Annotated in this window: 29 protein-coding genes; 11 read left to right on the forward strand and 18 right to left on the reverse strand. The window is 71.3% G+C overall.

Annotated elements, in window-relative coordinates; genetic code table 11:
- Positions 1-25: 25 nt before the first annotated feature.
- The 3 genes from ACLII4_RS13580 to ACLII4_RS13590 form a co-directional block, all read right to left on the reverse strand.
- The gene (locus tag ACLII4_RS13580; RefSeq protein WP_412067939.1) at positions 26-700 is read right to left on the reverse strand and encodes a nitroreductase family protein; all 675 of its coding nucleotides are present in this window, start codon (positions 698-700) and stop codon (positions 26-28) included.
- Positions 701-805: 105 nt separating this feature from the next.
- Positions 806-1663, reverse strand: coding sequence for a hypothetical protein (locus tag ACLII4_RS13585; protein WP_412067940.1), 858 nt, complete (start codon positions 1661-1663; stop codon positions 806-808).
- Positions 1664-1821: 158 nt separating this feature from the next.
- Positions 1822-3330: an asparagine--tRNA ligase gene (locus ACLII4_RS13590; RefSeq protein ID WP_412067941.1), complete on the reverse strand. Its 1509-nt coding sequence runs from the start codon at positions 3328-3330 to the stop codon at positions 1822-1824.
- A gap of 248 nt (positions 3331-3578) precedes the next feature.
- On the opposite strand from ACLII4_RS13590, the gene ACLII4_RS13595 reads away from it, so the two are divergent.
- Complete coding sequence (locus ACLII4_RS13595) at positions 3579-4862, forward strand: HD domain-containing protein (protein WP_412067942.1); 1284 nt, start codon at positions 3579-3581, stop codon at positions 4860-4862.
- On the forward strand, positions 4859-5881 hold the full coding sequence (locus ACLII4_RS13600) for a histone deacetylase (protein WP_412067943.1): 1023 nt from the start codon (positions 4859-4861) through the stop codon (positions 5879-5881). The genes ACLII4_RS13595 and ACLII4_RS13600 overlap by 4 nt, the downstream gene beginning before the upstream one ends.
- Positions 5882-5972: 91 nt before the next feature.
- On the opposite strand, the gene ACLII4_RS13605 is transcribed toward ACLII4_RS13600, so the two are convergent.
- From ACLII4_RS13605 to aroF, 11 genes are all read right to left on the reverse strand, one after another.
- Positions 5973-6455: a CAP domain-containing protein gene (locus ACLII4_RS13605; protein WP_412067944.1), complete on the reverse strand. Its 483-nt coding sequence runs from the start codon at positions 6453-6455 to the stop codon at positions 5973-5975.
- Between the two features lie 107 nt (positions 6456-6562).
- Positions 6563-7465 (reverse strand): M28 family peptidase, encoded by a 903-nt coding sequence (locus tag ACLII4_RS13610; protein WP_412067945.1) that lies wholly within the window; start codon positions 7463-7465, stop codon positions 6563-6565.
- An 8-nt stretch (positions 7466-7473) separates the two neighbouring features.
- The gene (locus ACLII4_RS13615) at positions 7474-7941 is read right to left on the reverse strand and encodes a protein-disulfide reductase DsbD domain-containing protein (protein WP_412067946.1); all 468 of its coding nucleotides are present in this window, start codon (positions 7939-7941) and stop codon (positions 7474-7476) included.
- Positions 7942-8038: 97 nt separating this feature from the next.
- Entirely contained in the window at positions 8039-8494 is a 456-nt protein-coding gene (rplI, locus tag ACLII4_RS13620) for a 50S ribosomal protein L9 (RefSeq protein ID WP_412067947.1), read from the reverse strand.
- 66 nt (positions 8495-8560) lie between these two features.
- On the reverse strand, positions 8561-8830 hold the full coding sequence (gene rpsR, locus ACLII4_RS13625) for a 30S ribosomal protein S18 (RefSeq protein WP_412063698.1): 270 nt from the start codon (positions 8828-8830) through the stop codon (positions 8561-8563).
- A gap of 236 nt (positions 8831-9066) precedes the next feature.
- On the reverse strand, positions 9067-9480 hold the full coding sequence (gene rpsF, locus ACLII4_RS13630) for a 30S ribosomal protein S6 (protein ID WP_412067948.1): 414 nt from the start codon (positions 9478-9480) through the stop codon (positions 9067-9069).
- A 216-nt stretch (positions 9481-9696) separates the two neighbouring features.
- Complete coding sequence (gene prfA / locus ACLII4_RS13635; protein ID WP_412067949.1) at positions 9697-10785, reverse strand: peptide chain release factor 1; 1089 nt, start codon at positions 10783-10785, stop codon at positions 9697-9699.
- 46 nt (positions 10786-10831) lie between these two features.
- A complete protein-coding gene (locus ACLII4_RS13640) occupies positions 10832-11230 on the reverse strand; it encodes a hypothetical protein (protein ID WP_412067950.1) in 399 nt (132 codons plus the stop codon).
- A 1-nt stretch (position 11231) separates the two neighbouring features.
- Entirely contained in the window at positions 11232-11657 is a 426-nt protein-coding gene (locus ACLII4_RS13645) for a hypothetical protein (protein ID WP_412067951.1), read from the reverse strand.
- A gap of 66 nt (positions 11658-11723) precedes the next feature.
- The gene (glmS, locus tag ACLII4_RS13650; protein ID WP_412067952.1) at positions 11724-13562 is read right to left on the reverse strand and encodes a glutamine--fructose-6-phosphate transaminase (isomerizing); all 1839 of its coding nucleotides are present in this window, start codon (positions 13560-13562) and stop codon (positions 11724-11726) included.
- A gap of 243 nt (positions 13563-13805) precedes the next feature.
- Complete coding sequence (gene aroF, locus ACLII4_RS13655) at positions 13806-14849, reverse strand: 3-deoxy-7-phosphoheptulonate synthase (protein ID WP_412067953.1); 1044 nt, start codon at positions 14847-14849, stop codon at positions 13806-13808.
- Between the two features lie 128 nt (positions 14850-14977).
- On the opposite strand from aroF, the gene ACLII4_RS13660 reads away from it, so the two are divergent.
- Positions 14978-15247, forward strand: a complete 270-nt coding sequence (locus ACLII4_RS13660) for a hypothetical protein (RefSeq protein ID WP_412067954.1) — start codon at positions 14978-14980, stop codon at positions 15245-15247.
- Here ACLII4_RS13660 and lptB read toward each other — a convergent pair.
- The 3 genes from lptB to ACLII4_RS13675 all read right to left on the reverse strand — a co-directional run bounded on the left by lptB (position 15244) and on the right by ACLII4_RS13675 (position 18505).
- Positions 15244-16056 (reverse strand): LPS export ABC transporter ATP-binding protein, encoded by an 813-nt coding sequence (lptB, locus tag ACLII4_RS13665; RefSeq protein ID WP_412067955.1) that lies wholly within the window; start codon positions 16054-16056, stop codon positions 15244-15246. The two genes, ACLII4_RS13660 and lptB, sit on opposite strands and share 4 nt — an antisense overlap.
- On the reverse strand, positions 16053-17672 hold the full coding sequence (locus ACLII4_RS13670; protein ID WP_412067956.1) for an OstA-like protein: 1620 nt from the start codon (positions 17670-17672) through the stop codon (positions 16053-16055). The genes lptB and ACLII4_RS13670 overlap by 4 nt, the downstream gene beginning before the upstream one ends.
- A gap of 98 nt (positions 17673-17770) precedes the next feature.
- On the reverse strand, positions 17771-18505 hold the full coding sequence (locus ACLII4_RS13675; protein WP_412067957.1) for a hypothetical protein: 735 nt from the start codon (positions 18503-18505) through the stop codon (positions 17771-17773).
- Between the two features lie 275 nt (positions 18506-18780).
- Here ACLII4_RS13675 and ACLII4_RS13680 point away from each other — a divergent pair, with 275 nt between their 5' ends.
- From ACLII4_RS13680 to ACLII4_RS13710, 7 genes are all read left to right on the forward strand, one after another.
- Positions 18781-19164 (forward strand): STAS domain-containing protein, encoded by a 384-nt coding sequence (locus tag ACLII4_RS13680; protein WP_412067958.1) that lies wholly within the window; start codon positions 18781-18783, stop codon positions 19162-19164.
- 42 nt (positions 19165-19206) lie between these two features.
- Positions 19207-19752 (forward strand): ATP-binding protein, encoded by a 546-nt coding sequence (locus tag ACLII4_RS13685; RefSeq protein ID WP_412067959.1) that lies wholly within the window; start codon positions 19207-19209, stop codon positions 19750-19752.
- Entirely contained in the window at positions 19749-20885 is a 1137-nt protein-coding gene (locus ACLII4_RS13690; RefSeq protein ID WP_412067960.1) for a PP2C family protein-serine/threonine phosphatase, read from the forward strand. Before ACLII4_RS13685 ends, ACLII4_RS13690 begins: the two co-directional genes overlap by 4 nt.
- Before the next feature lie 301 nt (positions 20886-21186).
- Entirely contained in the window at positions 21187-21630 is a 444-nt protein-coding gene (locus ACLII4_RS13695) for a VOC family protein (RefSeq protein WP_412067961.1), read from the forward strand.
- Positions 21631-21781: 151 nt separating this feature from the next.
- Positions 21782-22549: an endonuclease/exonuclease/phosphatase family protein gene (locus ACLII4_RS13700; protein ID WP_412067962.1), complete on the forward strand. Its 768-nt coding sequence runs from the start codon at positions 21782-21784 to the stop codon at positions 22547-22549.
- 86 nt (positions 22550-22635) lie between these two features.
- On the forward strand, positions 22636-23400 hold the full coding sequence (bla, locus tag ACLII4_RS13705) for a subclass B1 metallo-beta-lactamase (RefSeq protein ID WP_412067963.1): 765 nt from the start codon (positions 22636-22638) through the stop codon (positions 23398-23400).
- Positions 23401-23442: 42 nt separating this feature from the next.
- Complete coding sequence (locus ACLII4_RS13710; protein WP_412067964.1) at positions 23443-23754, forward strand: putative signal transducing protein; 312 nt, start codon at positions 23443-23445, stop codon at positions 23752-23754.
- Positions 23755-23858: 104 nt separating this feature from the next.
- Here the strand turns inward: ACLII4_RS13710 and ACLII4_RS13715 are convergent, their stop codons facing one another.
- A complete protein-coding gene (locus tag ACLII4_RS13715) occupies positions 23859-24449 on the reverse strand; it encodes a GNAT family N-acetyltransferase (RefSeq protein WP_412067965.1) in 591 nt (196 codons plus the stop codon).
- A gap of 151 nt (positions 24450-24600) precedes the next feature.
- Between ACLII4_RS13715 and ACLII4_RS13720 the strand changes: the two genes are divergently transcribed.
- Positions 24601-26883 carry a glutamine--tRNA ligase/YqeY domain fusion protein gene (locus tag ACLII4_RS13720; RefSeq protein ID WP_412067966.1) on the forward strand — a complete coding sequence of 761 codons (2283 nt, stop codon included), beginning with the start codon at positions 24601-24603 and terminating at the stop codon, positions 26881-26883.
- The last annotated feature ends 96 nt before the right edge of the window (positions 26884-26979 follow it).

Consider the following 26979-nt stretch of genomic DNA (forward strand, 5'->3'; position numbering starts at 1 on the left):
CGCTACGACAGGTTCATGTCCCCCATCATCCCTCCTCGATCCAGACGCTGACCTCGTCGAGCGGCTTGCGCGCAAGGTCCGGGACGGTCGCGTCGGCGGCGACGTGGCCGACGGGAAACAGGATGTAGGGCGCCTCGTTGTCGGGGCGGCCGAGCAGGTCGCGCAGGAAGCGCATCGGCGACGGGGTGTGCGTCAGCGTCGCCAGCCCGGCATGATGGAGCGCGGCGATGAAGAGGCCGGCGGCGATGCCGCAGCTTTCCTGCACGTAGTAGTGCTTGCGCTTCGTCCCGTCGGCGCGGACCCCGGAGCGCTGGGCGAACATGACCACGATCCACGGGACGGTCTCCAAGAACGGCTTGCGCCAGTCGGTGCCGATGGGCGCCAGCGCCTCCAGCCACTCCTCCGACATTCGGCCGTCGTAGCTGGCTCGCTCCTCGGCCTCGGCGGCCTCGCGGATCTGTCGCTTCATCTCGGGGTCCGAGATGGCGACGAACGTCCACGGCTGCATATGCGCACCGCTGGGCGCCGTGCTCGCGGCGGCGATGGCCGCCTCGATGGCCGCGCGGGGAACCGGCCGGTCCGTAAAGAAGCGTACCGAGCGCCGATCGTCGACCTCTTCGTAAAACGCCTGGGCGCGAGCGACGATCTCGTCGTCGGAGCGCTCGACGCCAGCGTAGGGTACGTGGGGAAAGTCGGACACAGGCGGCGGAGGCGACGGTCGGGAGGCGCCAGCGCGCCGTGCGGGTCGTCAACCTACGCCGCGCCGGGAGGAGCGGACTGCTCGCCGCTCCTCCGGCTCACGCGGCTAGCGTCCTGTGTTCACGTAGCGGATGCACTGCCCCTGGTTGCGGAACGTGCTGCCGTCCGCACGGCGGAGGTCCTCCCACCCACCGCTCTTGCAGGCGTCCTTGTCCGTGGCCACGCGGTACGGCTCGAAGTCGTAGGTGACCGCGCCGCCCGTCCACGATAGCGCGAGCGCGTCGGCGAACGCGTCGGTGACCGGGTTGCCGGAGCCCTGGTTGACGCCGAACGCGCCGAGCACCGTGGCGTCGGGGTAGCCGGCAGCAAAGTCACCCCACTCGAAAAAGCAGCTCTGACGCGGGCACTCGAACGTGCCGTTGTTGTCGAGGTCGAGGTCGCGCGTGGCCCACCAGCGGCCCGCGCCGCCGTCGTAGGCGTCCCAGTCCTGCCAGACGTCGTCGGCGACGGGGCCCTGTGTCGAGGCGTTGTAGTAGGGCTCATAGACCAAGACGGCGTAGCCCTCGCCGGTCCGGCCCCGGTCGATTTCGAGGTTGATCGACGGGACGACGATGCCGCTCCCGCCGGACGCGCTCGACCGATACGTCGAGTACGAGACGCCATCGATGTCGGCCGTCCGCAGGCCGATGTGGTCGTAGTTGAACAGGTAGAGCTTGTCGCCGCCGGTAGGCGTCTCCATGTGGAAGCTGCCGATGCCCGCGGGCGGCGAGGCCGGGCCGGAGACGAACGTGCCGACGCTGGCGGGCGTCCGGGTGTAAAGCACCCAGTTGTTGGTTGGCGGCGTGCTCTCGGGCTGCCTCGCGATGTCGGCCTCCGTGACGACCTCGACTGTGCCGTGGGAGGAGGCGGCCGTCGGCGCTTGAGCGGAGTCGAGCGCGGTGTCGCAGCCAGCGACGAGGGCCAAGGCGAGGGCGCAGCTTGCGGCGGCCCGGAGCAGACGAGGTGTCATGGGACTGGGAGAAGGTGAGGCGAGGGCCGCTGCCCCCGCAGGCGGCAAGCGTACGGCAGGCTGCGTTTTTTGCCAACCGATCTCAGTCCCCATCTCGCTCCCTTCCTCCTCGGCTACGGGTGGAGGCGGCCCAGCAAGCGCGGGAAGAACCCGGTCTCGCGGACGTGCGGGAGGCCACAGATGTAGGCGACGGTGCGCTCCAGTCCCAGCCCGAACCCGGCGTGGGGCACGCTCCCAAACCGTCGCAAGTCAAAGTACCAGTCGAACGCGGACTCGGGCAGCCCGTGCGCCTCGACCTGCGCCTGGAGGAACGCGAGGTCCGTCGCCCGTTCGCCGCCGCCGACGATCTCGCCGTAGCCCTCGGGCGCCAGCACGTCCATGCCGAGCGCCAGCCGGTCGTCGTCGGGGTCACGCTTCATGTAGAACGCCTTCACGGCCGCTGGGTAGCGGTGGACGATGACGGGCGTGTCGAAGTGACGCGTGAGCACGGTCTCGTCGGACGCGCCGAAGTCGGCGCCCCACTCAAAGTCGCGGGCGCTCTGCTTCCACGACGGGATGTTGCGCAGGCCCTCGGCGATCTCCTCCAGGCGGACGTTGATTTCGATCTCGCGGGCGTCGATTCGACGCTTCTCGCCCTTCTTGGCCTGGCCATAGCTGGCGCGGTTCGCCGCCTTCTCCTCCTCCAGCCCGCGCTGCTCGTCTTCGAGCCCGGCCTGCTCGGCGTCAAGCACGTTCTGCGTGGCGTCGCCGGTCAGCAGCTCGACGGCGTCGGAGTAGCTGAGGCGGGGGAACGGCGTGGCCCGGGCGGCCTCCAGCTTACCGGTGTCGCGCTCCAGGACCGCCAGTTCCTCGCGGCAGTCCGCCAGCACGGCGTCCAAGATGGCCGCCAGCAGTTCTTCGACGACCTCCATGTTCATGTCGAGGTCGTAGAACGCCATCTCGGGCTCGATCATCCAGAACTCGGTCAGGTGCCGACGGGTCTTGGACTTCTCGGCGCGGAACGTCGGCCCAAAGGTGTAGATCTTCCCGTGCGCCATCGCCATGGCCTCGCCGTGGAGCTGCCCGCTTTGGGTGAGGTAGGCCGGCTCGCCGAAGTAGTCGAGCTCGAACAGCGTGGACGTGCCCTCGACGGCGTTCCCGGTCAGGATCGGCGGGTCCGCCAGGAGGTAGCCCTCGGACTGGAAGTAGGCATGGATGGCCGTGATGATCCGGTTGCGGACCCGCATGATGGCCCACTGGCGGCGGCTCCGGATCCAGAGGTGGCGCCGGTCCATCAAGAACTCGACGCCGTGGTCCTTGGGCGTGATCGGGTACGGCTCGGCGAGCGCGATCACCTCGACGGAGTCGGCCTGGATCTCCACGCCACCCGTCTGGCGGTCGTCGGCCTTGGCGGTGCCGACGACGCGGAACGCGCTCTCCTGCGTCAGCGACGCGGCGGCCTCCCACGACTCGGCATCGACGGCCCCCTCGTTGACGACGACCTGGACGATCCCGGACCCGTCGCGGAGCTCCAGGAACCGCAGCCCCTTTGAGCCGCGGCCGTTGTAGAGCCACCCGTTGACGGTGACGGTCTCGCCGACGTGGTCGGGCAGGGCGTGGACGCGGGTGAACGGCTCGATCATGGGCGGAGGCGCAGGGAGGGGCCGGAAGCTACCGGCACAGGTTGGGCGAACGGGGAACCGGAAATGAGGATCGGGCAGAGCGACAGCCGCAGACACAACGAACGGCTCCACCCCAGGCCGTTGACCGTGCGGATCTCCCCAACGCACACCCAGAGAGACTCGGCATACGGAACCACCGACGCCCCCGCGCTGGCCGCGGGGATCCCGGCGCGCCGGGGCGGGTGCACCCCTCCCCCACCCGAGCGCCCGTGCCGAGCCGGTTTACCTTGTTCAACGACCCCGTCCACGGGTTCGTAACGGTCCCCAAGGGACTGATTCTGTCGCTCGTCGAGACGCCCGAGGTGCAGCGCTTGCGGCGGATCCGCCAGCTGGGGCTGGGCTTCCTCGTCTTCCCCGGCGCCGTCCACACCCGGTTCGAGCACGGGATCGGCGCGATGGCGCTGATGGACGAGGCGCTGGACACGCTGCGCGAGAAGGGAACGGTGATGGCGACCGACGAGGTGGAGGGCGCGCTCGCGGCGGCGCTGCTCCACGACGTCGGCCACGGGCCGTTCTCTCACACCTTAGAGCACCAGTTGCTGGCGCCTGGCGCCCAGCCGTTCCGCCACGAGCAACTCAGCCGGGCGTTGATGGCGCGGATCGACCGGCGGATGGGCGGCGCGCTGGCGGCGGCCCTCGCCATCTTCGACGGGACCTACGACCGGCCGTTCTTCCACAGCCTGGTTGCCAGCCAGCTCGACATGGACCGGCTGGACTACCTCCGCCGCGACTCGTTCTACACGGGCGTGGCCGAGGGCGTGGTCGGCGTCGACCGCGTGATCAAAACCATGCGCGTGCACGGCGGGCGGCTCGTCGTCGAGTCGAAGGGCGCGTACGCGGTCGAGAACGTGCTGCTGAGCCGGCGGCTGATGTACTGGCAGGTCTACCTCCACAAGACCGTGCTGGCGGCCGACCACGTGTTGCGCGCGGCGTTCGAGCGCGCCCGGGACCGCTGGGGGACCGACCCCGCCCTCGACGCGACGGCGCCCAGCCTGGCCTACTTCCTGGGCGGATCGGCCACGGCCGACGACCTCGACCCCGCCAGCGACGGCCACGACGCCCTGCTCGATGCCTTCACTGCGCTCGACGACACCGACGTGCTCTACAGCCTCAAGCGCTGGGCGACCTCCGACGACCGCATCCTGGCCGACCTCGCGCACCGCTTCGTCGACCGCCGCCTCTTTCGCACGACCCCACTCGACGCGCCCGCGACGCCGGAGCAACTGGCCGACTGGCGCGAGCGGACCGCACGGTGGCTGGTCGCCGATGGGCTCTCGTCGCCGCACGACGCCGCACGCGACGCCGGGCTCTACGTCGCCGCCGACACCGCGCGAGTGGCGGCGTACCGCGCCGACGGCGAAGCGATCTGCATCCTCGAGCGTGACGGGACCGTCCGCGAGCTGAGCGAGGCGGCCGACGCGCCGACGGCGTATTCCCTCGCGGCCCGGCGCGACCGGGCCTACGTGTGCCTGCCCAAGGCCATCGACCCGTGACGGGCCTCGCGATCCTGGACGGCGACGCTGGGCACGCCCGGCCCGGGCACCCGGAACGGCCGGAGCGGCTGGCGGCCATCCGTTCCACGATCGCGGCCGACCCCGTGCTGGCGGCGCTCCCCCGGGTACCGAACGCTCCCGCGAGCCGGGCGGCGCTCGAACGGGTCCACGCCCCGGCCTACCTCGACCTCCTCGAGACCTTCTGCGCGACCGGCGGGGGCGACCTCGACTTCGACACGTACGCGACATCCGCCTCGTACCGCCTGGCGACCAAGGCGTGCGGCGGCCTCCTGACGCTTGTCGACAGGGTGATGGGTGGCGAGTTCGCCAGCGGGTTCGCGCTCGGTCGGCCGCCAGGCCACCACGCGCGGCCGGCGCAAGCGATGGGCTTTTGTCTGGTCTCGAACGCGGCCGTTGCCGCCCGCCACGCCCAGGTGGCGCACGGTGCCGAGCGCGTGCTGATCGTCGACCTCGACGTGCACCACGGCAACGGCACGCAGGAAGCGTTCTATGACGACCCCAGCGTCCTCTTCGTCTCGACGCACCAGGCCGACCTCTACCCGGGGAGCGGCCACGTGGGCGACGCCGGCGTCGGAGCGGGCGACGGGGCGACGGTGAACGTGCCCGTTCCCGGCGGGACGGGCGACGAGCTTGTCGACCTCCTGCGCGCCATCCTCCCCCCGCTTGCGGCACGCCACCAGCCCGACCTCGTCTTGCTCTCGTTCGGGGCCGACGCGCACCGCCTGGACGCGTTGGCAGGGCTCGGCCTGAGCGTGGACGGGATTGCGGACGCGGCGACGGCCGTGCTGGAGGTGGCCGATGCCGAGTGCGGCGGCCGGGTGGTAGCGACCCTCGAAGGCGGCTACCACACCGGCGCGCTGGCGGCGGCCGTAGCAGGCGTGCTCCACCGGATGATCGACCCGACCGCCCTGGTGGCCGACCCGTTCGACTTCCCGGCTCTCCCCCGCCAGGATCTCAGCCCACTGCTCAGCGCGGTCCGCTCGCTCCACCGGCTGTAGCCTGGCACGCAAGCCCGGGATCGCCCGGGACGGCGGGTCGAATCGGGCAGGATGCTCCGTCCTCCCGCGGCCCCGGGCACCCCGGGCGGGATCAGCGGGGGACGCCGAAGACCTGGGTCCAGTAGCCGTCCTCTTCGGCGGCCCCGAGTTCGACGAATCGAGGGCTCAGCATTTGCCGGCAGTGGTCCGGGCTGGCGAGCCAATCGGAGACGACCTCGTCGACGTTCTGATGATAGCGTGCGATGTTCTCGCCGACGGCGCGCCAGTCGTAGCCGGCGCGGCGGACGCGGGCGCCGGTACTCAACCCGTCGGTACCGGTGTGGTCGAAGTGCCCGTTCTCCGCCATGTCGCGCGAGTGCCGCTCGGCCGCGGCTTCGAGCCGGGCGTCCCACACGAGCGGCGCGGCCGGGCCCATCGCCTCATTCCCGCACACGGCCCCGCTCGCGCGGGCGTCGTTAACGGCCGCCAGCATCGCATCCCAGGCCGGGGCGTCGGCGACCAGCGCATCGTCGATGGCGTACGTCGTGTCGCAGGCGGCGAGGGCCAGGGCAGCGAGGAGGACGATCCGGAACATGCGCGCGGGGGGGAAGAGCGGCAACCTCGCGCGTGGGCGTCCCAAAACGAGAACTCCTGCCCAGTACGGAATGCCCGTGCAGCGATTCCCCTACCTGTCGTGTCTCCCTACCGCCCCTCGACGAGCGCCGCGTGGCTGGCGTCCAAGACCTTGACCGCGCGGACAATGGTGTCGGCGGCGCGAGCGAAGGTCTCGGGGTCGATCCGGCCGGCGTCGTCGGTCGGCTGGTGGTAGTCGGCGTGGTCCTCGACGCCGAAGTAGACGAACGGGACGCCGCGCTGATGGAAGGCCGCGTGGTCCGAGGCGCTGGTCCAGTTCTCGGCACCGCCCCCGGTGTCGTGGCCAAACCGAAGCGGCAGGCGCGCGTCGCGCAACAGCTGCCCGAGGTGCGGGTAGTGAGCGGCACCGGCAGCCCACAGCTCGCCGCGCGAGACCATGTCGAGGTTGACGACGGCCAGAATCGACCCGAGCGGGACCGGCGGGTCGGCCGCCAGCACCTGCGCGCCGATCAGCCCCTGTTCCTCGGCGTCAAGTGCGGCGATGTAGACCGTGTGCTGCGGCGGATTCCGGCGGAAGTGATCCGCCAGCGCCGCGAGCGTGGCCACGCCGGACGCGTTGTCATCGGCGCCGTTGTAGACGCGCCCGGAGGCCACGCCCAGATGGTCGAAGTGGGCGGTCACCAGGATCGCCTGCTGGGGGAAGACGGTGCCCTCGACGCGCGCGACGATGTTGGTCCCGACCCCACTCTGGGGGAGCACGACCGGCTGGCGGTAGCCGTCGGCGAAGGCGGGGCGCGCGCCCGTCCGGCGCAAGCGGGTCTCGACGGCGTCAGCGGCACGGTCGCCGCCGGGCGTCCCGGCGCGGCGGCCCTCGAACGCGTCGTCCGCGAGCGCCGTCACATCCGCCATCAGGCCGACGGGGTCGACCAGGAGCGCGACCGGGGTGGGCGCCGGGGCCGACGGCGACGGGGGGCTGGCGCAGGCCGCGAGCGCGGCGAGGGCCAGGATCAAACCGCGGATCACTCGATCACCAGGGGGACGCGGAACGGGACGCTGGCGGGCGGCAGGCAGATCCGGTCGTCGCAGACCGCGAACCGCACGGCCCCGCTGACCTCGCGGCGCCCCGGCCGGACGCTCCGACCGACCCCGAGCACTTGCACCACACGCGCCGACTCGGCGAAGTACGGATACGCCGCCTCGAACGCTAGGTCGTAGCCCTCGCGGGGCTCGGACTGCGCCAGCCGGACAGCACGGACGCCGGCGGGGAGCGCGTCGAGCGAGACGACGAGCGGGATGCCGACCGTCGAGCCCAGCGCGTAGAGCCGCCAGCCGGGCGCGATGGTGGCGTCGAGCACGACGCGGGCCTGGCCGCCCGGCGTCGCGGTCTCGGCGCGGGCCCGCCAGCTCACGACCTCGTCGGTGCGGGGGGCTTGCGCGAAGGCGGGGACGGCGACGAGCGCCGCGAGCAGGAAGAGGAGTCGGGGCATGGGCGGCCAACGGGACGGGCCCGAACGATAGTGTAGAACAGAGCGCGGGGCGCCCCCCGAAGAGGACGCCCCGCGCGAGACCTGCGGACGGAGTCGGTTAGACCGACGCCTCCTCGGCGACCACCTTGACGGTCACGTCGGCCGTGATCTCGGGGTGGATCCGGACGGTCGCCGTGTACTCGCCCGTGGTGCGGACGTCGTCGGACATCGAGATCTTGCGGCGGTCGATCTCGTAGCCCAGCGTGGCGAGCTCGTCGGCCACTTGCTGCGTCGTGACGGTGCCGAAGATCTTGCCCTCCTCGCCGGTGCGGACGGGGAGGAGCACCTCGATGCCGTTGAGCTTGGCGGCCAGCTTCTCGGCGTTGCCGCGAGCGGCCTCGACCTTGTGCGCGGCCTGCCGCTTCTCCTCGGCGTAGCGCTTGCGCGTCGACGGCGTGGCGACGACGGCGAGCTGGCGCGGGATGAGGAAGTTCTGGCCGTAGCCGTTCTTCACGTCGACGACGTCGCCCTTGAGGCCGAGCGTGTCGTGATCCTGCGTAAGGATGACTTGCATGGTGTTCTCGGTGATGCAGTCGTCGGGGACCATCGGGGCCGGAGCCCCGAGCCGATCCCCAGCGACTTACTTGACGTTGTCGGCGGCGAAGGGGAGCAGGGCGACCTGCCGGGCCCGCTTGATGGCGGACGTGAGCTGGCGCTGGAACTTGGCCGACACGCCGGTCATCCGGCGCGGCAGCATCTTGCCCTGCTCGTTGACGAACCGCTTGAGCGTCTCGACGTCCTTGTAGTCGATGTAGGCGACGCCGGCCTCCTTGAAGGGGCACTTCATCGTCGCGCTCAGGGCGCCCGGCGCGGCGATCCGCTGGAGGTCCTCCGGGTTGGAGGCGGCGATGAGCCGCTTGGCGACCTCGGGCGAGACGGCGCGCGGGGCGGGCTCGGAGCCCATCTGCTCGGCGGCCTGCTCGACGGCCGTCGGCGCGTCGGACGTGGTGGGCACGGACGCGCTCTCGAGCGCGGCGCCGACCTGGGTCTCCTCGATCTTGGTCACCTCGACGCCGTCGGCGTCGGGGGGGGTCTCAACGGCGTCGCCGTTGGAGTTCTGGACTTCAGCCATGGTAGGTAGTCGGTTTAGGCGCGCTGAACGGGCGGCGCGATCTTGGGAAGGTCCTTGCCGGCGCGCTGGGCCTCGTAGTGCCGCATCATCTTGGCGTCGTAGCGCAAGACGAGGTGGCGCATGATGTCGTCGTTGATGGTCAGCGCGCGCTCGATCTTGACGAGCCCGCCGTTGACGCTGACGGGCAGCCGGAAGTTGACGACCACGTAGTAGCCGTTGCGCTTCTTCTCGATCGGGTAGGCCAGCCGCTGGCTCCCCTTCTCCTCGACGTTCTCGACGCGGGCGCCGTTGTCGGAGAGGTACGCGGTCACGCGCTGGACGATGTCCTTGGTCTGGTCCTCGTTGAGGACCGGGTTGATGATGTACATCATCTCGTACATCGGGTCGTTCGACCCGGAAGCCGCAGTGGCTTCGGTGGCGTCTGCCATAGTGTCCCTGTGGGATACGGTGAGTGTCGTATGCCCGCGGTGCGCCGGGATGTCTCCCCGGACGCCCCGGGGCAGGGCGAACAACGAAACTACCCGGCCAGGGGCCCGCCAGCGGCGAAGCGAGGGCGAAGAGTGGGCCTGTGCGCAAGCGGACTCTCGAAGCGATGCGTGCCGCCTGCGTGCTCGCGTTCTGTCGGTCCTGCGTTCCCGGAGGGGCTACTCCCCTCCCGAGGCTGCCGCTTCCATCCGCGCCTCGCGGTCGGCCAGCGCGAGCGCCCGGACGATGTCGTCGAGGTGGCCGTCGAGCACGTTCTGGAGGGGGTGGTTCTTGTCGTCGCCCTCCAGGCGGTGGTCCGTCACGCGGCCCTGGGGCCAGTTGTAGGTCCGGATCTTGCCCGAGCGGTCGCCCGAGCCGACCATCTCCTTGCGGGCCGCCGCGCGCTCGTTGTGGACGCGGTCGAGCTCCAGCTGGTAGAGCCGGCTGCGGAGCACCCGGTAGGCCTTCTCCTTGTTCTTGATCTGGCTCTTCTCGTCCTGGATCGAGACCACGAGCCCGGTCGGCTCGTGCGTCAGGCGCACCGCCGAGTCCGTCGTGTTGACCGACTGCCCGCCGGGCCCCGACGAGCGGTACACGTCGACGCGGACGTCCTGCGCCCGGATCTCGACGTCGACCTCTTCGGCCTCGGGCAGCACGGCGACCGTCGCCGCCGAGGTGTGGACGCGGCCCTGGCTCTCGGTCGCCGGCACGCGCTGGACGCGGTGGACGCCCGACTCGTACTTCATCCGCCCGAACACGTCCTTGCCCTTGAGCGCGAACGTGATGTCGCGGTACCCGCCCATGGCGCCCTCCGAGGTGTCCATCACCTCGATCTTCCACCCCTTGTCGGCGGCGTACTTCTGGTAGAGCTCGAACAGGTCGCCCGCGAAGAGGGCCGCCTCGTCGCCGCCGGTCCCCGCCCGGATCTCGACGATCGAGTCGCGCGCGTCCTCGGGGTCCTTCGGCACCAGCTCCTCTTCCAGCGCCTTCTGCGCCGACGCCAGCCGCGCCTCGACCTCTTCGAGCTCCAGCTCCGCCAGCTCCGCCATCTCGCCCGACTCGGCCTCGATCATCTCGCGCAGCCCGTTCGCCTCGGCCTCCAACTCCTGCCACGTCCGCGCCGCCTTGACGGCCGGCTCCAGCGTCGACATCTCGCGGCCGAGCGATGCCAGCTGTTTCGGGTCGCTGGCGACGTCCGGCTGGGACATCGCGGTGAGCACCTCCTGATAGCGGGCGTAGAGGGCGTCGAGGGCGTCGGGGTTGATCATCGGTGCGAGAGCGTCTGCTGCAAGCTACCGCCGGCCCGGACCGCGCCTAGTCCGCCAGCCGCGTCGTCGAAGTGCGGACCGCCGAGAGGACCAGGCCGTCGTCTGTCCGGTCGATCTCGTAGAGGTCGACGGCGCCCCGGTGGTGGATCGAGACCTGGACGGGGTCCCCGGCGGGGATCTGGACGGTCCACACCCCGGGCACCAGGGCATCGCACGAGGCGCTCACGACGGCCGCGCCGCGCACGAAGACGGTGAGAGCCGCCGGCCTCGCCTTGCTGTCGACAAAGATCGGGATCCCGCAGTAGTGGTGGCTGTCCGTCGTCACGCGCAAGCGGCTGTCGTCGGTGAGGTCCACCAGCATGTCCTCCGGGATCGGGCGGAGGTCGTCTGTCGAGTCGCAGGCGGCGAGCGTGAGCAGCGCGAGCAGGAGCGTCGGGCGGACCACGTCAGCGGGGGCCGGGGCGCGTGGCCGACGTGCGGACGGGCACCAGCACGAGCCCGTCCTCTCCATGCCGCACCTCGTAGCGGTCCGTCACGCCTCGGTGCCGGACCTCCACGCCGAGAGCGCTCGCGGTCGTGGTCGGAACCGCCACCGCGAAGCTCGACGGGATCAACGCCCGGCAGGTCGGGCCGGTCGGCACCTCCAACCCGTTCACCTCGACCGTCAGCACGTCTCGGGACACGCGGGTCCGATAGGCGACGGGCGTCGCGCAGCCCGGCGTGCCCTCCGTCACGAACGTGAGGGCCGGCGGGACGGCCGGGTCGGCGGCGACCACGTCCACCACCAGCACGTCGTCAAGCGGGACGACATCGGGGCGAACGGTGTCGCAGCCGGCGACGGCCAGACTCAAGAGAGCGAGCAGAAGGCGCATGGGAATCGAGGGACGGCGACGTGAGATACGCCGCCCGAAATCTCCCCTCAATGCATTCCGCCGTCGCTACTCGACCGTCACGCTCTTGGCGAGGTTGCGCGGCTGGTCCACGTTGCACCCGCGCATCACGGCGATGTGGTAGCTGAGCAGCTGGAGCGGGACGACGGTGAGAAGTGGCTCGAAGGCGTCGAGGGTTTTGGGCACCTCGATCACGTACTCGGCCAGCTCTCCCAGCCCCTCGTTGCCCTCGTCGGTGATGGCGATGATGGTGCCGCCGCGCGCGGCCGTCTCCTCGATGTTGGAGACCACCTTGTCGTACGTCGCCTCGCGCGTCGCGATAAAGACGACCGGCATGAACGGGTCGATGAGCGCGATGGGCCCGTGCTTCATCTCGGCCGCCGGGTAGCCCTCGGCGTGGATGTAGCTGATCTCCTTGAGCTTCAGCGCGCCTTCCAGCGCGACGGGGAAGTTGACGCCGCGCCCGAGGTAGAGGAAGTTGCTGGCGAAGCGGTAGTCGCGCGCCATCTTCCGGATCAGGTCGTCGCCCTCGAGGACGGTCCGGATCTGGTCCGGGATGGCCGCCAGCGCCTCGGTGTGGGTGCGGAGCTCGTCGTCGGTGAGCACGCCGCGCTCGTCGCCGAGCAAGAGCGCGAGCTGGGCGAGCACGGCGACCTGGGCCGTGAACGCCTTGGTGCTGGCGACGCCGATCTCGGGCCCCGCGTGGAGGTAGACGCCCGCGTCCGTCTCGCGCGCGATCGTGCTGCCGACGGCGTTGACGAGCCCGATCGCCAGGACGCCTGCGTCTTGCGCCTGGCGGACGGCCGCGAGCGTGTCGGCGGTCTCGCCGGACTGGCTGATGACGATGATCACGTCGCGCTCGGGGTCGAGCACGGGGTCGCGGTAGCGGAACTCCGAGGCGTACTCGACCTCGACGTTGACGCGCGCGAGCCGCTCGATGAGGTACTCGCCGACGAGCCCGGCGTGCCACGACGTCCCGCACGCGCAGATCACGATCCGCTCCGCCTTGCGCAGCCGGTCCATCACCGGCTCCAGCCCGCCCAGCTTGATCCGCCCCTCGCCGGGCCGGACGCGCCCGCGCATCGCGTTCTCCAGCGACTCCGGCTGCTCCATGATCTCCTTGAGCATGAAGTGCTCGTAGCCGCCCTTCTCGATCTCCTCCAGGTCCCACTCCAGCTTGTGGACCTCCTTCGAGACCGGCGCCCCGTCGATCTCGAACACGTCGTAGCCGTCGCGGCGGACGACCGCCATCTCGCCGTCGGACAGGTAGACGACGTTCTTGGTGAACTCGATGAACGGGCTCGCGTCGGAGCCCACGAAGTGCTCGCCCTCGCCGATGCCGAGCAGCAGCGGGCTCCCGTTGCGGGCGACGACGAGCTGGTCGGGCTCGTCGCGGTGGACGGCCACGATGCCGTACGCGCCGTCGACCTGGGTGAGCGCCTGGCGGATGGCCTCGGCGAAGCCCAGGCCGGTCTCGCGCAGGATCTCTTCGACGAAGAACGCCAGCACCTCGGTGTCGGTGTCGCTGGTGAACGCGTAGCCCTTGTCGATGAGCCGCTTCTTGATGGAGGCGTAGTTCTCGATGATCCCGTTGTGGATCAGCGCGAACGACCCGTCGGAGGCCGTGTGCGGGTGCGCGTTGAGGTCGTTCGGCGGCCCGTGCGTGGCCCACCGCGTGTGGCCGACGCCGATCGTGCCGGTCAGCGGCTGGGCCGCGAGCAGCTTGGCGAGCTCGTCGACCTTCCCCTCTTTCTTGCGGACGTTGAGGTCGCCGTTCAAGACAGCGACGCCGGCGGAGTCGTACCCGCGGTATTCGAGCCGGCGCAAGCCCTTGACGAGCAACGGGCTGGCTTCACGGGTGCCGATGTATCCGACGATTCCGCACATAGAGAGGGGGGGCTGGTCTGCTGGGGGGATTGCGGCGTGAGACGCCAACCGTACGCCCCACGGTCCCCGGTCCGCCCGGTTTCCCGCACACCTCACGCGATGGGGACGGAGGACCGGAGACGGAGGACCGGGGTCTGCAGGCTGGCCTCGTTGCCGGCGCACGCCCGTTCGGCCGCGCATCCCTCCGTGCCCGGAAAGGCCTGGGGGCGTCGTCCGACGGTCTGGAACGGGCGGTCCGCCGGGCTACGCCGCCAGCGCGGGCGTCGCCTCGGGGATGGTGCGGTCGACGACGTCGGCGACGCGGCGGGCGCGGTCCATCAGCGCCGCGAAGGCGTCGAGGTACAGCGACTGCGGGCCGTCGGAGAGCGCCTCGGGCGGGTTCGGGTGCGTCTCGATCATCAGCCCGTCGGCCCCGCACGCGACGGCCGCCATCGCCATCGGCGCCACCTTGTCGCGGATCCCGACGCCGTGGCTGGGGTCGACGATGATGGGCAGGTGCGAGAGCTGCTTGACGACGGGGACCGCGCTGAGGTCGAGCGTGTTGCGGGTCGCCGTCTCGAACGTCCGGATCCCGCGCTCGCACAGGATCACGTCGGGGTTGCCCTCGGCGAGCACGTACTCGGCCGACATCAGCCACTCCTCGATCGTCGCGCTCATGCCGCGCTTGAGCAAGACGGGCAGCCCGGCGCGGCCGACCTCCTTGAGGAGCGGGAAGTTCTGCATGTTGCGCGCGCCGATCTGGAGCACGTCGGCGTACTCGCAGACGACCGCGAGCTGGCTCTCGGTCATCACCTCGGTGACGACGCGCAAGTCGTGGCGGTCGGCGGCCGTCCGCATGATGCGCAGGCCCTCCTCCCCCATCCCCTGGAACGAGTACGGGCTCGACCGTGGCTTGAAGGCCCCGCCGCGCAGGATCCGCGCGCCCGCCGCCGCGACCGCCGACGCCGACGCCTCGATCTGCTCGACGCTCTCGACCGAGCACGGCCCGGCCATAACGACGAGCTCCGGCCCGCCGACCGCCAGCCCGTTCACGTCGACGATCGTGTCGTCGGGGTGCCACGTCCGGCTCGCGAACTTGTAGGGGCTCGTGATCCGGACGACGTCCTTGACGTCGGGCAGCACGGCGATGTGGCGCACGTCGAACTCGGCGTCGACGCCGGTCGCCGCCAGCACGACGGGCTCGCCCGTCCGGTGGACGTCGAACCCGAACCCGCGCAGGGCCTCGGCGATGGCCTCGACGCGCGCGGCGTCGGCGGAGAGGGCGGGGATGACGACGAGGCCGGCCATGGGCAGAGGTTTCAGCGGGGACTGAAACGTACGGGAGCCGCGCCCGCCGGTTCGCCCTTCACGCCGAGTCCTACTCCGGACGGTTCGAGCCGGCGGGGTGTACACTCGGGCTCCTCGTCTGCACCGACATGTCCGACTCTCTCACAGGCATTCTTTACGCGCTCCAAAAGAGTCGCCAACGAGCGACGTACGGCGCGGTCGCGGGAGTCCTCAACGCCGTCCCCCGGTTTGTGATGAGAGGCCGCCCTAAAGACCCACTCCACTCGTGGGTCGTCAGCGCGAAGAACGGGCGTCCAAGCGGCTACCCCGACGACGCCATGCACGCCGACCTTGAAGCCCACGAGCAGGTCATATCGACCTCAGAGGATCTCGCAGCCTGGCTTGCGGAGCACGCTTAGCCCCCGTACCGCTCCAGCGTGAAGCTCTCCCCGAGGTAGCGGCGCCGGACCTCCGGGTTGTCCGCCAGCTCCTGCGCCGTGCCCTCGACGAAGATCTTGCCATCGTAGAGCAGGTATGCGCGGTCGGTGATCGCCAGCGTCTCGTGCACGTTGTGGTCGGTGATGAGCACGCCGATGCCCCGGTCGCGGAGCGCGGCCACGATGCGCATGATGTCCTCGACGGCGATCGGGTCGACGCCCGCGAACGGCTCGTCGAGCAGGATGAAGCCGGGGCGTGTGGCGAGGGCGCGAGCGATCTCGGTACGCCGCCGCTCTCCGCCGGAGAGTTGGTGGCCCTTCGACCGGCGGACCGTCTGCAGCCCGAACTCGTCGACCAACTCGTCGACGCGGGCCTCCTTGTCGGGCTTCGACATGGTCTGGAAGTCAAGGACGGCGCGGATGTTGTCCTCGACCGTCATCGCGCCGAAGACGGACGCCTCTTGGGCGAGGTAGCCGATCCCCAAGCGCGCCCGCTTGTACATCGGCATCCGCGTGATCCGTTTTTCGGGGCCGCCCTTCTGCCCGAGGTAGACCTCCCCGGCGTCGGGCCGCACCATCCCGACGGTCATGTAAAAGGTCGTCGTCTTGCCGGCGCCGTTTGGGCCGAGCAGCCCGACGCACATTCCCTGCTCGACGCGCAGCGAGACGCCGTCGACGACGGTGCGGCGGCGGTAACGCTTGACCAAGCCCTCGGCGCGCAAGACGAGCGGCGGCTCGGCTCCGCGTTCAGGGCTCGGGGGTCGGGGGTCGTCGGCTGGGGTGTCAGTCATTCGAGAGTCCCGTCGGTGGCTGGCGGGCCGGTGTCGTCGTCGGATGCGGGTGTCGAGAGCGCGGGGTCCTCCGACTCGGGCGTCGCGTCGGGGGGCGGGGCGCCATCGCGAGCGAGCCACTCCGCCTCCCAGTCGGACCCGAGCACGTCGGCGCGCGTCGGCCCGCTGGCATCGTACGCGAAGCCCGGGAGGCGGGGGTCGTCGGGGACGACCGAGGCGCCATACGTGGTCCCGACGATGCCGCCGTCGCCGGCCAGCTCGCGGAGGTCGCCGTCGGCAAAGCGAAAGACAAGCGTGTCGGCGGACAGTTCGTCGGCGCCGGCCAGCAGGCCGTCGGCCGAGGCGCGGTAGTAGACCGCCTGCGCGTTCGGGCCCACGCCCAGCGACCGCAGGGTGTCGCCCTCGAACCGGCCCCGCATCCGGACGCCCGCGATCTGCGCGAGCCGCCCGAGCGTGGAGTCGAGGCGAGCGGCGAACGCACTGCCAAGGACGCGGATCGACTGCGGCGCGCCGTCGACCAAATCCAAAAACAAGCTGTCGCCGGTGAGTTGAGCGCCGTCGGCCCAAACGGACGGGCGCGAGCCGAACAGCGCCAGCCGGTCGCGGCTCAGGCCCAGCGAGTCGGGCAGGCGGACGAAGCGGGCAGAGTCGGCACGCGCCGCCAGCCGGGCGCTCCACACGCGGACGCCACCGGCCGCCGTCACCACGTCGGTCGTGTCGGCGCCGACCACCTGCCGGGCGGCGTCGATGCGCGGCGCTCGCGCCAGCGTGGTGTCGGGGCGGCCCTCGTCGTCGGTGCGGATCACGATCGCCAGCGGGTCACCGTCGGCGCCGCCCCGCGCAGAGGCGGTGTCGGCCTGGCCGTCGAAGACGAGCGCGTCGCCGAACAGGAGCGTGCGGCTCGTGGAGTCCGGCTCGGCGGCATCCTCGTCCCCGAATCGCTGGAGAACGGTGCGGCCGAAGGCGCGGGCCCGCTCGGTGCGGCGGAAGTAGACGACCGAGTCGGCGTCGAGCGCGTCGGTGGGCCGCCGTAGGCGGACGCCCCCCACGAAGTCGGCGCGGCGGACGCGGGCGTCGTACGTGCCCCGGTCGGCGGTGAGGCGGCCCGTCGAGTCGTCGAGGGTCACCGGCCCACTCAACGTCGCAAATCGTCGGGCCGAGGAATAGGTGCCCTCGGGCGAGGTCAGCACGGCGCCCCGGTGCAGGATGCGTCCGCCGCCTGTGAACGTCGACACCTCGGCCCTCGCGTCGTACGTCGCCGTCGGCGCGAGCAGGATGGACTCCCCGTCCCCGAGGCGGACGGTGCCGTTGGCGACGGACCGCTTGGTGGTCGAGTCGTAGGTGAGCCGGTCCGAGGTGAGCGTGTCGCGCCCCGAGACCACGCGGACGGCGCCGTCGAGGACGACCTCCCCGCGCGACTCGTAGTAGACGGCGCGGCGCGAGCGCAGGAACGTGGTGTCCTGCCGGAGCCGGACGTTCCCCTCCAGCCGCCGAACCGTCCCCGCGACGGAGTCCGACGAGACCTCCACGAAGTCCGCGTTCAGGATCTCGACCAGCCGCGTCTGGGACGCGGCGGCAAGGGGCAGGAGGCAGGCGGCAAGGGTCAGAAGGCGCATCGCGAGCCACAGCCCTCGCCTCGTCAGGGCGCGAACCGATAGGACAGGAGCCCCTTCCCACTTCCCCCATGCCCCTTGCGGGGCGAGCGCGGCGAGCTTCATTCCCGCACCTCGATCTGGCCGGTCGCCCGGCGGAAGGAGTAGCGCGACAGGTCGGCGGTGGCGGACAGGCCGACGCCGCGGACGCGCTCGCCGGGCCCATCGAAGGCGAAGGCGCCCGGCGCCGAGAACCGGCCCGAGCCCTGGTCGTAGATCACCCGGCCCGCCTCCAGCGTCCGCCCGCCGGACGTGAGGACGCGGACGGCGCCGCTCGCCTCGTACCGCCCGCCGGCCCCGCTGACCCGCTGGGCCCGGACGCTCGCGCGCGCCTCGGCCAGCTCGACGGACGCCCCGCCCGACGCCCGGAACGCGCCGTCGGCGTCGATCTCGATGCGCGGCGCCTGCACCTGCGCCCCGTCGACGTCGGCCCGGACGCCGCCCTCGGCGACCACGCGGACCGGGTCCTCCCACAGCCACGCCTCGCGCGAGCGGACGGCCCCGCCCGGCGCGTCGCCCGAGGCGTAGAGCTGGATCGAGACGCCGCCGCGGGCGGTGTCGCCGGGGACCGGCCCGAGGTAGACGTAGGCCGAGTCGCGCGTGTACCGGGCGAGGTACGGGGCCGAGACCTCCAGGAGCGGCGCGCCGTCGCGGCTGGTCCGCAGGGCGGCGTCCCAGCTCTCGCTGTCCGGCAGGTCGTTCAGCTCGACGCCCGGCGGCAGCGCGTTGCCCCCACGCCGGGCACAGCCGCCGAGGACGGCGACGGCGAGCGCGAGCACGAGAACGGAGCGGAGCACGGCGGGGCGACGGGGGGAGTGCAAGACTACGGGCGGCCGGGAGGTCGATTCGCCCCGCCGGGTGTCGAAAGGTGACACCTCCAGACCGGGCCGCAACGGGCACGGAAGCCGGCGCAGATGGCCGGGAACGGCGCGGGGCTTTGATTTCGCGTCGCGTCGCGGATTCGTGACACCCGGGCAGCAGCCGTCCGACCCGGTGGTATGATATCTGTCCGAGAGGCGGGCCCCGGGCCACGCTGGCCCCCGTGACCTCCCTCTCGCCCATCGGCGCACCCATGAGCTTCACCTTCCAAAAAGCGTCCTCCACGGCGGCCGTCGTCCGCATCGGCAAGGCGCTCGACTTCCGCAACGCCGCCGAGTTCAAAGCGGCCTGTCAGGAGCACGCCCGCCAAGGCGTCCGCTACTACGTCCTCGACTTCTCGGGCACCGGCATCCTGGACTCGACCGGCCTCGGCGTCATCTTCTCGCTCTACCGCCAGCTCACGCCGGCCGGCGGGCAGGTGGTGTTCGCGTCGGTGAGCCGCCCCGTCCAGGTCGTCGTCCAGCTGACGCGCACCTACAAGGTGTTCCGGCAGTTCCCGACCGTCGAGGCGGCGCTCGAAGCGCACGCCGGCGCGGCGGCCCCGGCCGTCCCTCAGCGCCCGACCGGCACGGCCTAGTCCGCGCCGACGCCGCTCCCTCCCCCACCGGCCGTAGTCGATATGCCGACGTACGCCTTCACCGACTTCGACCACGCCGTGGACCGGCTCCATGCCGTCTGCGACGGCTGGGCCGCCGGGGGGCCGTACGTCGACCTCCTGGGCGACGACGGGCTCCACGTGCTCCGGCTGACGATCCACGAGTGGATCGCCAACTTGGTGCAGCACGCGGACTACGACGGGGAGAAGGAGATCGTGCTCACCATCGGGGTCGACGGCGACGCCGTCCGGTGCGTGGTCGAGGACACCTCGAACGGCTTCGACTTCGCGCGGCAACTCGAGCACCAGCAGGAAATGCTGAACGCCCCGGCCCCCTCGGAGCGCGGTCGCGGCCTGCTGATGCTGGTCACGTGCGCCGAGGAGTTGGAATTCCAGCCCGCCACCGAGACCGCCCGCCAGCGGCTGGCGTTCGCGCTCCGGGACCCGGCTGGCGGCGACCTCGGCACGCTCTTTCGTGCGGCCGACCTCCAGTCCGACCCGGCGCTCGTCCATTCGATGGGCGACGGCCAGGCCGGGCGCCCCATCCCCTCTCCCCGTACGGACCGATGAGCACGCGCCCCCACGTCCTCGTGGTCGAGGACAACAAGACGCTTCGGCGCCTGCTCGAGTACCGCCTCGGCAAGGTCTACGACGTGACGGTCGCCGAGAACGGCGAGCGCGGGCTGGAGGCCGTCGAGAACCGGATGCCGGACCTCATCGTGAGCGACATCATGATGCCGGTCATGGACGGGTTCGCCCTGCTGGCGGCGTTGCGCGCGGACCCCGCGACGTCGGCCATCCCGTTCATCTTTCTGACCGCGAAGACCGACGACCTGAGCCGCCAGAAGGGGCTCAAGAAGGGCGTCGACGACTACCTGACGAAGCCGTTCGACGTGGACCGGCTCATCACGCGGATCGGCCAGATCTGCCAGCGCAGCCAGGTCTACCAGACCCGGCTCAACTCGAAGATCGGGAAGGACTTCTCGGACCGGCTCCTGCCCAAGGCGATGCCCAACGAGCCGGGCTACCGGACCGTCTTCTTCTCGCGCCCCAAGGAGGACGGCGGCGGCGACCTCTTCGACTGGACGCGCGCCGAGGACGGGTCGTACCTGTTCACGGTCGGCGACATTATGGGCAAGGGGCTCCAGGCCAAGTTCTACGCCTTCAGCTTCCTGTCGTACATCCGCAGCACCATCCACGCGATGCTGCGCGAGACGGTGAGCCCGGCCAAGCTGATGGCGCGCGTCAACGAGATGCTGATCACGGACGCCGTGCTCGAGGAGACCTTCGCGTCGCTGCTGCTGATGCGCTGGGAGCCGGACAAGAACCGCATCATCTACTCGAACGCCGGCCACTGCCGCCCCATTCTGGTGACGCCGGAGGGCACGGGCATGGTCGAGTACTCGGACCTGATCCTCGGCCTCGATCCGAACACGGTCTACGAGGACCGCCAGCTAGAGCTGCCGCCCGACAGCGCGCTGCTCTGCTACACCGACGGGCTCAACGAGCAGGTGACCAAGGCCGGGACGATGTTCGGGGAGTCCGGCGTCGCGCTCGGCGCCCAGGCCGCGCTCCGCGCCGACCAGCCCGCGCACTCGCTCATGTCGTGGCTCTTGCGCCGCAGCGAGCAGCCGCACTTCGACGACGACGTGCTGGTGTTCTGGCTCCAGCGCCACACCGAGACGGCGGCGCGCGCCGCGTAGCCGGACCGGCTCGCGAGCGCATCCGGCCTGTTTGCCGGTCCACCACACCCAACGTCGAGCCCCGCTGCAACCGGACGGGTGACGGGTCGGCGTGGTTCGTGCGGCCCCTGAGCAGTCAGCAACGCCGTCCTGCCCCCTGTGAGTGGGACGTGCGATGGGAAGCCGCGCCGTTTCTCATGAGGACGCCGTGGGAGCGTCTCATCAGGCCACCGGGCGACGGGCGGACACCGGCTACGCGAGCCGTGGAGGGCCCTCTGCCAACAGGTCGGGGCGTAGATTTTGGCCCCTCTCCCCGCTCTCGATGCGATCGCTCGTCTTTGCCCTCGCCGTCCTCGCCGCCGGCTGCGCCAGCACTGCGCCTTCTGCACCGGTCGCCCTCGACCACTCGGCCGTGCACGTGGCCGACCTCGACGCGAGCGTCGCGTTCTACCAGTCGCTGTTCGGGCTCGCGGAGAAGCCCACGCCCGGCGACCCGGCCGTGATCCGGTGGCTCGACCTGGGGACGGCGGAGCTCCATCTGATCGCCTACGACGGCGACGTACCGACGACCGACAAGGCCGTCCACTTCGCGTTCCGCGTCCGCGACTTCGACGCCATCGTGGCGCGGGCCGAGGCGCTGGGCATCGCGTACTCCGACTGGCCCGGCGCTCCGGCGACGATCAGCGTTCGGGGCGACGGCATCCGACAGATTTACGTGCAGGACCCCGATGGCTACTGGATCGAGGTCAACGATGTCCGGGGCTAGGGCCCGTCACGTTCATCCGGATCTGGGCTACGCGAGGCCGCTGACGGGCCCTAACGCCCTGCGGACGCTCACGGCGCTGCTCGCAATGGCCACCGGGCTCGGCGCCTGTGCCTCGGCACAACCCGGCGCTCCAGACACGCCCGTCCGGGTGATGAGCTTCAACATCCGCGTGGACGTGGCCTCGGACGGCGAGGACGCGTGGCCCCATCGCGTGGAGGCCGTCGCGGCGACCATCCGGGAGGCCGACGTGGTCGGCGTGCAGGAGGCGACGGCGGCGATGCTTGACACGCTCGACGCCCGGCTGAGCGCTTATACCCGCTTCGGGCTAGGCCGCGACGCCGACGGCGGCGGCGAGCAGAGCGCGCTCCTCTTCCGGACCGACCGCTTCGAACGCCTCGGTGGCGGCACCTTTTGGCTCTCGCCCACGCCCGACGCCCCCGGCAGCGTCGGGTGGGACGCAGCGCTCCCCCGCATCGCGACGTGGGCCCGGTTCCGCGACCGGACGACGGGGGCCGCCTTCGTCGTCGTCAACACCCACTTCGACCACCGAGGCGCGACGGCCCGGCGCGCGAGCGCCCGCCTCGTCGCCGACCGCGCCCTCGCGATCGCCGACGGCGACCCGCTCGTGGTCACGGGCGACCTCAACGCGCCCGACGGCTCGGACGTGGTCCAAACGTTCGCGGCAGCCCTTCGCGATGCCCGCCTCGTTTCAGAGTCGCCCCCGGCTGGCGGGAACGCGACCTGGAATGGCTTCGGGCGCGACGCCGACGGAGGCCGCATCGACTACGTATTCGTGTCGGAGGGCGTCCGCGTGCGCGTGGCGGCGACGCTGGACCGGACCATCGGCGAGATCCTCGGGACCGACAACCCACGCCTCCCCTCCGACCACCACGCCGTGACGGCGACGCTCGCGTTCTGAGGTCGGCCCGCACGACGACGGGTCCGGCGCCAGCAGGCGAACCCGCGGCCACCCGAGCGGTAGGCACGCCTCTCCCCCCGACCGCCATGCCTCGCCTCCTCGTCCTCGTCGCTCTGCTTGCGGGCTGCGCCAGCGCCCCGCCCGCCGACCCCGCGCCGTACCCGACCGCCGCCGACGTGGCTCCGGGCGAGATCGCCCTCCACGCGCTGGCGCCCGGCGTCTGGGCCCACGTCTCCACCTTCGAGCTCGACGGCGGCACCGTCTACCCCTCCAACGGGCTCGTCGTCCGCGACGGCGACGACGTCTGGCTCGTCGACACGGCCTGGGGCGAGGCGGCGACGGAGGCCCTGCTGGCGGCCGTCGACGCCGAGATCGGGCTGCCCGTCCAGGGCGCTGTATCGACGCACTTCCACGACGACCGCGTCGGGGGCGCGGACGTCCTTCGGCAGCGGGGCATTCCGGTCTATGCGTCGTCGATGACCCAGCGGCTGGCAGCAGCCGAGGGCAACGCGGTCCCGTCGGACTCGCTGGCGGGGCTGACGGTGCCGGGCGCGAGTACACGGCTGGGGCCCTTCGAGGTGCTGTACCCCGGCGCCGGCCACACGCGCGACAACGTGATGGTGTACGTCCCGGGCGCTGGGGTGCTCGCGGGCGGGTGCGCCGTCTCCGAGGCCAACCGTACGACCGCGGGCAACACGGCCGACGCGGACCTCGACTCGTGGCCGGGCGCGCTCCGGCTGGCGCGCGACCGCTTTCCCGACGCAGAGATCGTCGTGCCCGGGCACGGCCCACCAGGAACGTTGGCGCTGTTCGACCACTCCATCATGCTGGTCGAAGCCGCGCATCTCTGACCCCGCGCCAGCGTATCGGGGCCCTCACCAGCCGCCCCAGCGATGATCCGCGTCTACAGCACCCCCAACGCTCCTGTCGCCCACCTCGTCCGCCACGCGCTTGAAGCGGACGGCATCGTGGCCGAGATCCGCGGCGAGACGCGCGCGGCGTTCGTCGGCGAGATCCCGCCCCTCGAGACCTGGATCGAGGTTTGGGTGTCGGATGAGGACGCCCCGAGCGCGGCCGGGACGGTCAAGGACGTGATGGCCGAGGCGTCCGACGTCGAGCCGTGGGAGTGCCCGACGTGCGGCGAGATGGTGGGCGGCCAGTTTGCCGTCTGCTGGTCCTGCGGGACGGAGGCGCCGGAGCAGTAGGTCGGTGGTCAGTGGTCAGTGGTCAGTGGTCAGTCGATGATGACTTCGCCATTGACGTCGGGGTCTCGGATCCGACAACCGAAAACCGAGGACCGACCACCGAGTCACCGCACCAGGTCCTCCGCCAGCAGGCCGTACATCGCCGAGCCCTTCCACTCCTCAAACCACGTGAACCAGCGGTCGCGGAAATGGCCTTCGAGCTGGAAGCCGAGCCGCTCCAAGAGCCGCGCCGACCCGACGTTCTCCGGGTCCACATCCGCCTCGACGCGGTGCAGCCCCATCGTGTCGACCGCGAACGCCAGCGCGGTGCGGACGGCGTCGGACGCCAGCCCTTTGCCGATGTGGCCCGGGTGCAGGATGAAGCCCAGCTCGCACCGCCGGTTTTGCCGGTCCCAGTCGACGAGCGTGACCGTCCCGACGAGCCGGTCCGTGTCGGGGTCGGCGGCGACCCACTGAAACAGCGACCGCTCGCGGAATCCCCGGTTCATCCCCTCGAAGTAGGTTCGCGCCGCGTCGAGATCCGCCAGCGGACCGTGGCTCCAGAACCGCAAGTGGCTCGCGTCGCCCAGCATCGCCAGCAGGTCCGGGAGGTCGGCCTCCCGGACGTGGCGCAAGCGGACGCGGGCGCCAGCGAGCGTTGGCAGGGCGTCGCCAAAGGGGTCGGGGTGCTTGACCTCGGGGCCGCGTCCGTGCATAAGCGGGAAGGGTATGGGGTACGCGGTACAGGGTACGGAGGGGGCCGGCACCGGCGATCCGACGATGGCCTCTGCCCCTCCGATTCACCGTCTCGCGGCATCCCGGCCCCGCCGCTGGCGTTAGCCTGCCCTCTCCCCCTCCCCCGTCCTCGTGTCCGACGACCGCGCGCCCAAGTCCAACTTCCTCCGCGACATCGTCGCCGCCGACATCGAGGCGGGCACGTATGGCGGCCGGGTCGTCACCCGCTTCCCGCCGGAGCCCAACGGCTACCCGCACATCGGGCACGCCCAGTCGATCTGCCTCAATTTCGGGCTCGCGCAGGAGTTTGGCGGCCGCACGAATCTGCGCTACGACGACACGAACCCCGAGGCCGAGAGCCAGGAGTTCGCCGACGCGCTCCTCGACGCCGTCGAGTGGCTCGGCTTCGCGCCCGCCGAGGTCCGCTACGCCAGCGACTACTTCGAGCAGCTCTACGAGTGGGCCCAGGACCTCGTCCGAAAAGGGCTCGCGTACGTCGACAGCCAGTCCGGCGACGAGATCCGCGCGACTCGGGGGACGGTGACGGAGGCCGGGATGCCGTCGCCTTACCGCGACCGCCCCGTCGAAGAAAGCTTGCGGCTCTTGGAGGAGATGAAGGACGGGAAGCACCCCGACGGCTCCCACGTGCTCCGCGCCAAAATCGACACCGAGCACGGGCCCATGGCGCACCCCAACATGAAGCTCCGCGACCCGGTGATGTACCGGATCCGCCGCGACGCCGAGCACTACCGGCGTGGGACCGAGTGGGCCATCTACCCGCTCTACGACTGGGCGCACGGCCAGGGCGACGCGATCGAGGGCGTCACGCACTCGGTCTGCACGCTGGAGTTTGACGTCAACCGCCCGCTTTACGACTGGTACCTCGACGCCATCGGCATCCCCGAGCCCCGAAACCACCAGCACGAGTTCGCGCGGTTCAACCTCGACTACACGGTGATGAGCAAGCGTCGGCTCCGCCAGCTCGTCGAGGGCGGCCACGTCGCCGGGTGGGACGACCCCCGGATGCCGACCATCGCCGGCTTGCGTCGCCGCGGCGTCCGCCCCCAGGCGTTGCGGCGCTTCTTCGCGGACCTCGGCGTCACCAAGGTCAACGGCTCCGTCGAGATCCAGCAGCTCGACTACGCCGTCCGCGACGACCTCAACGGGACGGCCCGCCGCGTGCTGGCGGTCACCGACCCCGTCCCGCTCACCGTCGAGGGGCTGGCGACCGCCACGCTCGACGCCCCGTACTGGCCGCACGACGTGACGCCCCCGGCGGACGCCCCGACCTCGCGCCCGCTCCCCATCTCGTCGTCGCTCGTCGTCGAGCGGGCCGACTACGCCGACGTGGCGCCCAAGCGCTGGAAGCGGCTCGCGCCCGGAGCTGTCGTGCGCCTGCGCCACGGGCCCGTCATCGAGTGCACCGGCGCCGACCACGACGCCGATGGGACCGTCACCGCCATCCGCGCCCGCCTCGCGCCCGACGCCAAGCCGACCGGCGTCATCCACTGGGTCGACGCGAGCACCGGCCTGCCCGCCGCGTTCCGCCTGTACGACCGCCTCTTTTCGGACCCCAACCCCGGCGCCGCCGACGACTTCCTCTCCCTCCTCAACCCCGACTCGCTCGTCGAGACCGAGGGGGTCGTCGAGCCGTCCGTGGCCGACGACCCCGCCGACACGCGCTACCAGTTCGAGCGCGTCGGCTACTTCTGGCGCGACCCCGCCGACAGCCTGCCGGGCGCGCTCGCGTTCAACCAGATCGTCGCCCTCAAGGACAACTGGGCCACCCCGACAGCCGCCCCCGCTCGCGACGAGCCAAAGGCCACCCCGACTCCGCAAGCACCCGTCGGTCCCCGCGACCCCGCCAGCTCCCTCGACGACGCCCAGCGCGAAACGTATAGCGCCCTCGTCGTCCGGGGCGTCGGCGAGGAGGAGGCCGCCGTGCTGGCGACCGACCCCGGGCTCCGCAAGCTGACCGACGACACGATCGCTTCCGGCGCCGACCCCAAGGCCGCGGGCGCCCTCGTGGTCCACGACTTGCGCCGCGCCCTGGGCCACCGCGAGCTGTCCGACTCGAAGGCCGACGGCCCCGCCCTCGCGGCCGTGCTGGCGATGGTGGAGGCTGGGACGCTAACGCGGAACGCGGCAGGCGAGGCCGTCGCCGGGCTCGTGGAGCGTGGCGGGACGGCGGCCGGCGTCGTCGAGGCCCTGGGGCTGGCGGCCGTCCGCTCCGAGGACGCGCTCGCGCCCGCCATCGACGCCGCCCTCGCGGAACACCCCGACGAGGTCGCCCGCTACCGCGCCGGCGAGCAGCGGCTGTTCGGGTTCTTCGTCGGCCAGGCCATGCGCCGCGCCGGCAAGGGCGCCGACCCCAAGGCCGTGCAGGCCCTCCTGCGCCAGCGGCTGGCGGGGTAGCCCGCACGAGCGGGAGCGGCATACATATAGACGTATCCCACACTTTATGCCGACTAGCGGGGTCTATATTTACCGAATCCGCCTGTTCTGCCGACT

The sequence above is a fragment of the Rubrivirga aquatilis genome (assembly GCF_046845665.1).
Taxonomy (GTDB): Bacteria; Bacteroidota; Rhodothermia; order Rhodothermales; family Rubricoccaceae; genus Rubrivirga.

Excerpts from the sequence above, each read along its gene's own strand:
- aroF (WP_412067953.1), bottom strand. The coding sequence starts at position 14,849 with ATGGCCGGCCTCGTCGTCATCCCCGCCCTCTCCGCCGACGCCGCGCGC.
- ACLII4_RS13715 (WP_412067965.1), bottom strand. The coding sequence starts at position 24,449 with ATGCACGGACGCGGCCCCGAGGTCAAGCACCCCGACCCCTTTGGCGAC.
- ACLII4_RS13615 (WP_412067946.1), bottom strand. The coding sequence starts at position 7,941 with ATGCCCCGACTCCTCTTCCTGCTCGCGGCGCTCGTCGCCGTCCCCGCC.
- glmS (WP_412067952.1), bottom strand. The coding sequence starts at position 13,562 with ATGTGCGGAATCGTCGGATACATCGGCACCCGTGAAGCCAGCCCGTTG.
- ACLII4_RS13590 (WP_412067941.1), bottom strand. The coding sequence starts at position 3,330 with ATGATCGAGCCGTTCACCCGCGTCCACGCCCTGCCCGACCACGTCGGC.
- ACLII4_RS13605 (WP_412067944.1), bottom strand. The coding sequence starts at position 6,455 with ATGTTCCGGATCGTCCTCCTCGCTGCCCTGGCCCTCGCCGCCTGCGAC.
- ACLII4_RS13645 (WP_412067951.1), bottom strand. The coding sequence starts at position 11,657 with ATGCGCCTTCTGCTCGCTCTCTTGAGTCTGGCCGTCGCCGGCTGCGAC.
- lptB (WP_412067955.1), bottom strand. The coding sequence starts at position 16,056 with ATGACTGACACCCCAGCCGACGACCCCCGACCCCCGAGCCCTGAACGC.
- rpsF (WP_412067948.1), bottom strand. The coding sequence starts at position 9,480 with ATGGCAGACGCCACCGAAGCCACTGCGGCTTCCGGGTCGAACGACCCG.
- ACLII4_RS13710 (WP_412067964.1), top strand. The coding sequence starts at position 23,443 with ATGATCCGCGTCTACAGCACCCCCAACGCTCCTGTCGCCCACCTCGTC.
- ACLII4_RS13680 (WP_412067958.1), top strand. The coding sequence starts at position 18,781 with ATGAGCTTCACCTTCCAAAAAGCGTCCTCCACGGCGGCCGTCGTCCGC.
- ACLII4_RS13670 (WP_412067956.1), bottom strand. The coding sequence starts at position 17,672 with ATGCGCCTTCTGACCCTTGCCGCCTGCCTCCTGCCCCTTGCCGCCGCG.
- ACLII4_RS13695 (WP_412067961.1), top strand. The coding sequence starts at position 21,187 with ATGCGATCGCTCGTCTTTGCCCTCGCCGTCCTCGCCGCCGGCTGCGCC.
- rplI (WP_412067947.1), bottom strand. The coding sequence starts at position 8,494 with ATGCAAGTCATCCTTACGCAGGATCACGACACGCTCGGCCTCAAGGGC.
- ACLII4_RS13690 (WP_412067960.1), top strand. The coding sequence starts at position 19,749 with ATGAGCACGCGCCCCCACGTCCTCGTGGTCGAGGACAACAAGACGCTT.
- ACLII4_RS13660 (WP_412067954.1), top strand. The coding sequence starts at position 14,978 with ATGTCCGACTCTCTCACAGGCATTCTTTACGCGCTCCAAAAGAGTCGC.
- ACLII4_RS13685 (WP_412067959.1), top strand. The coding sequence starts at position 19,207 with ATGCCGACGTACGCCTTCACCGACTTCGACCACGCCGTGGACCGGCTC.
- prfA (WP_412067949.1), bottom strand. The coding sequence starts at position 10,785 with ATGATCAACCCCGACGCCCTCGACGCCCTCTACGCCCGCTATCAGGAG.
- bla (WP_412067963.1), top strand. The coding sequence starts at position 22,636 with ATGCCTCGCCTCCTCGTCCTCGTCGCTCTGCTTGCGGGCTGCGCCAGC.
- ACLII4_RS13700 (WP_412067962.1), top strand. The coding sequence starts at position 21,782 with ATGAGCTTCAACATCCGCGTGGACGTGGCCTCGGACGGCGAGGACGCG.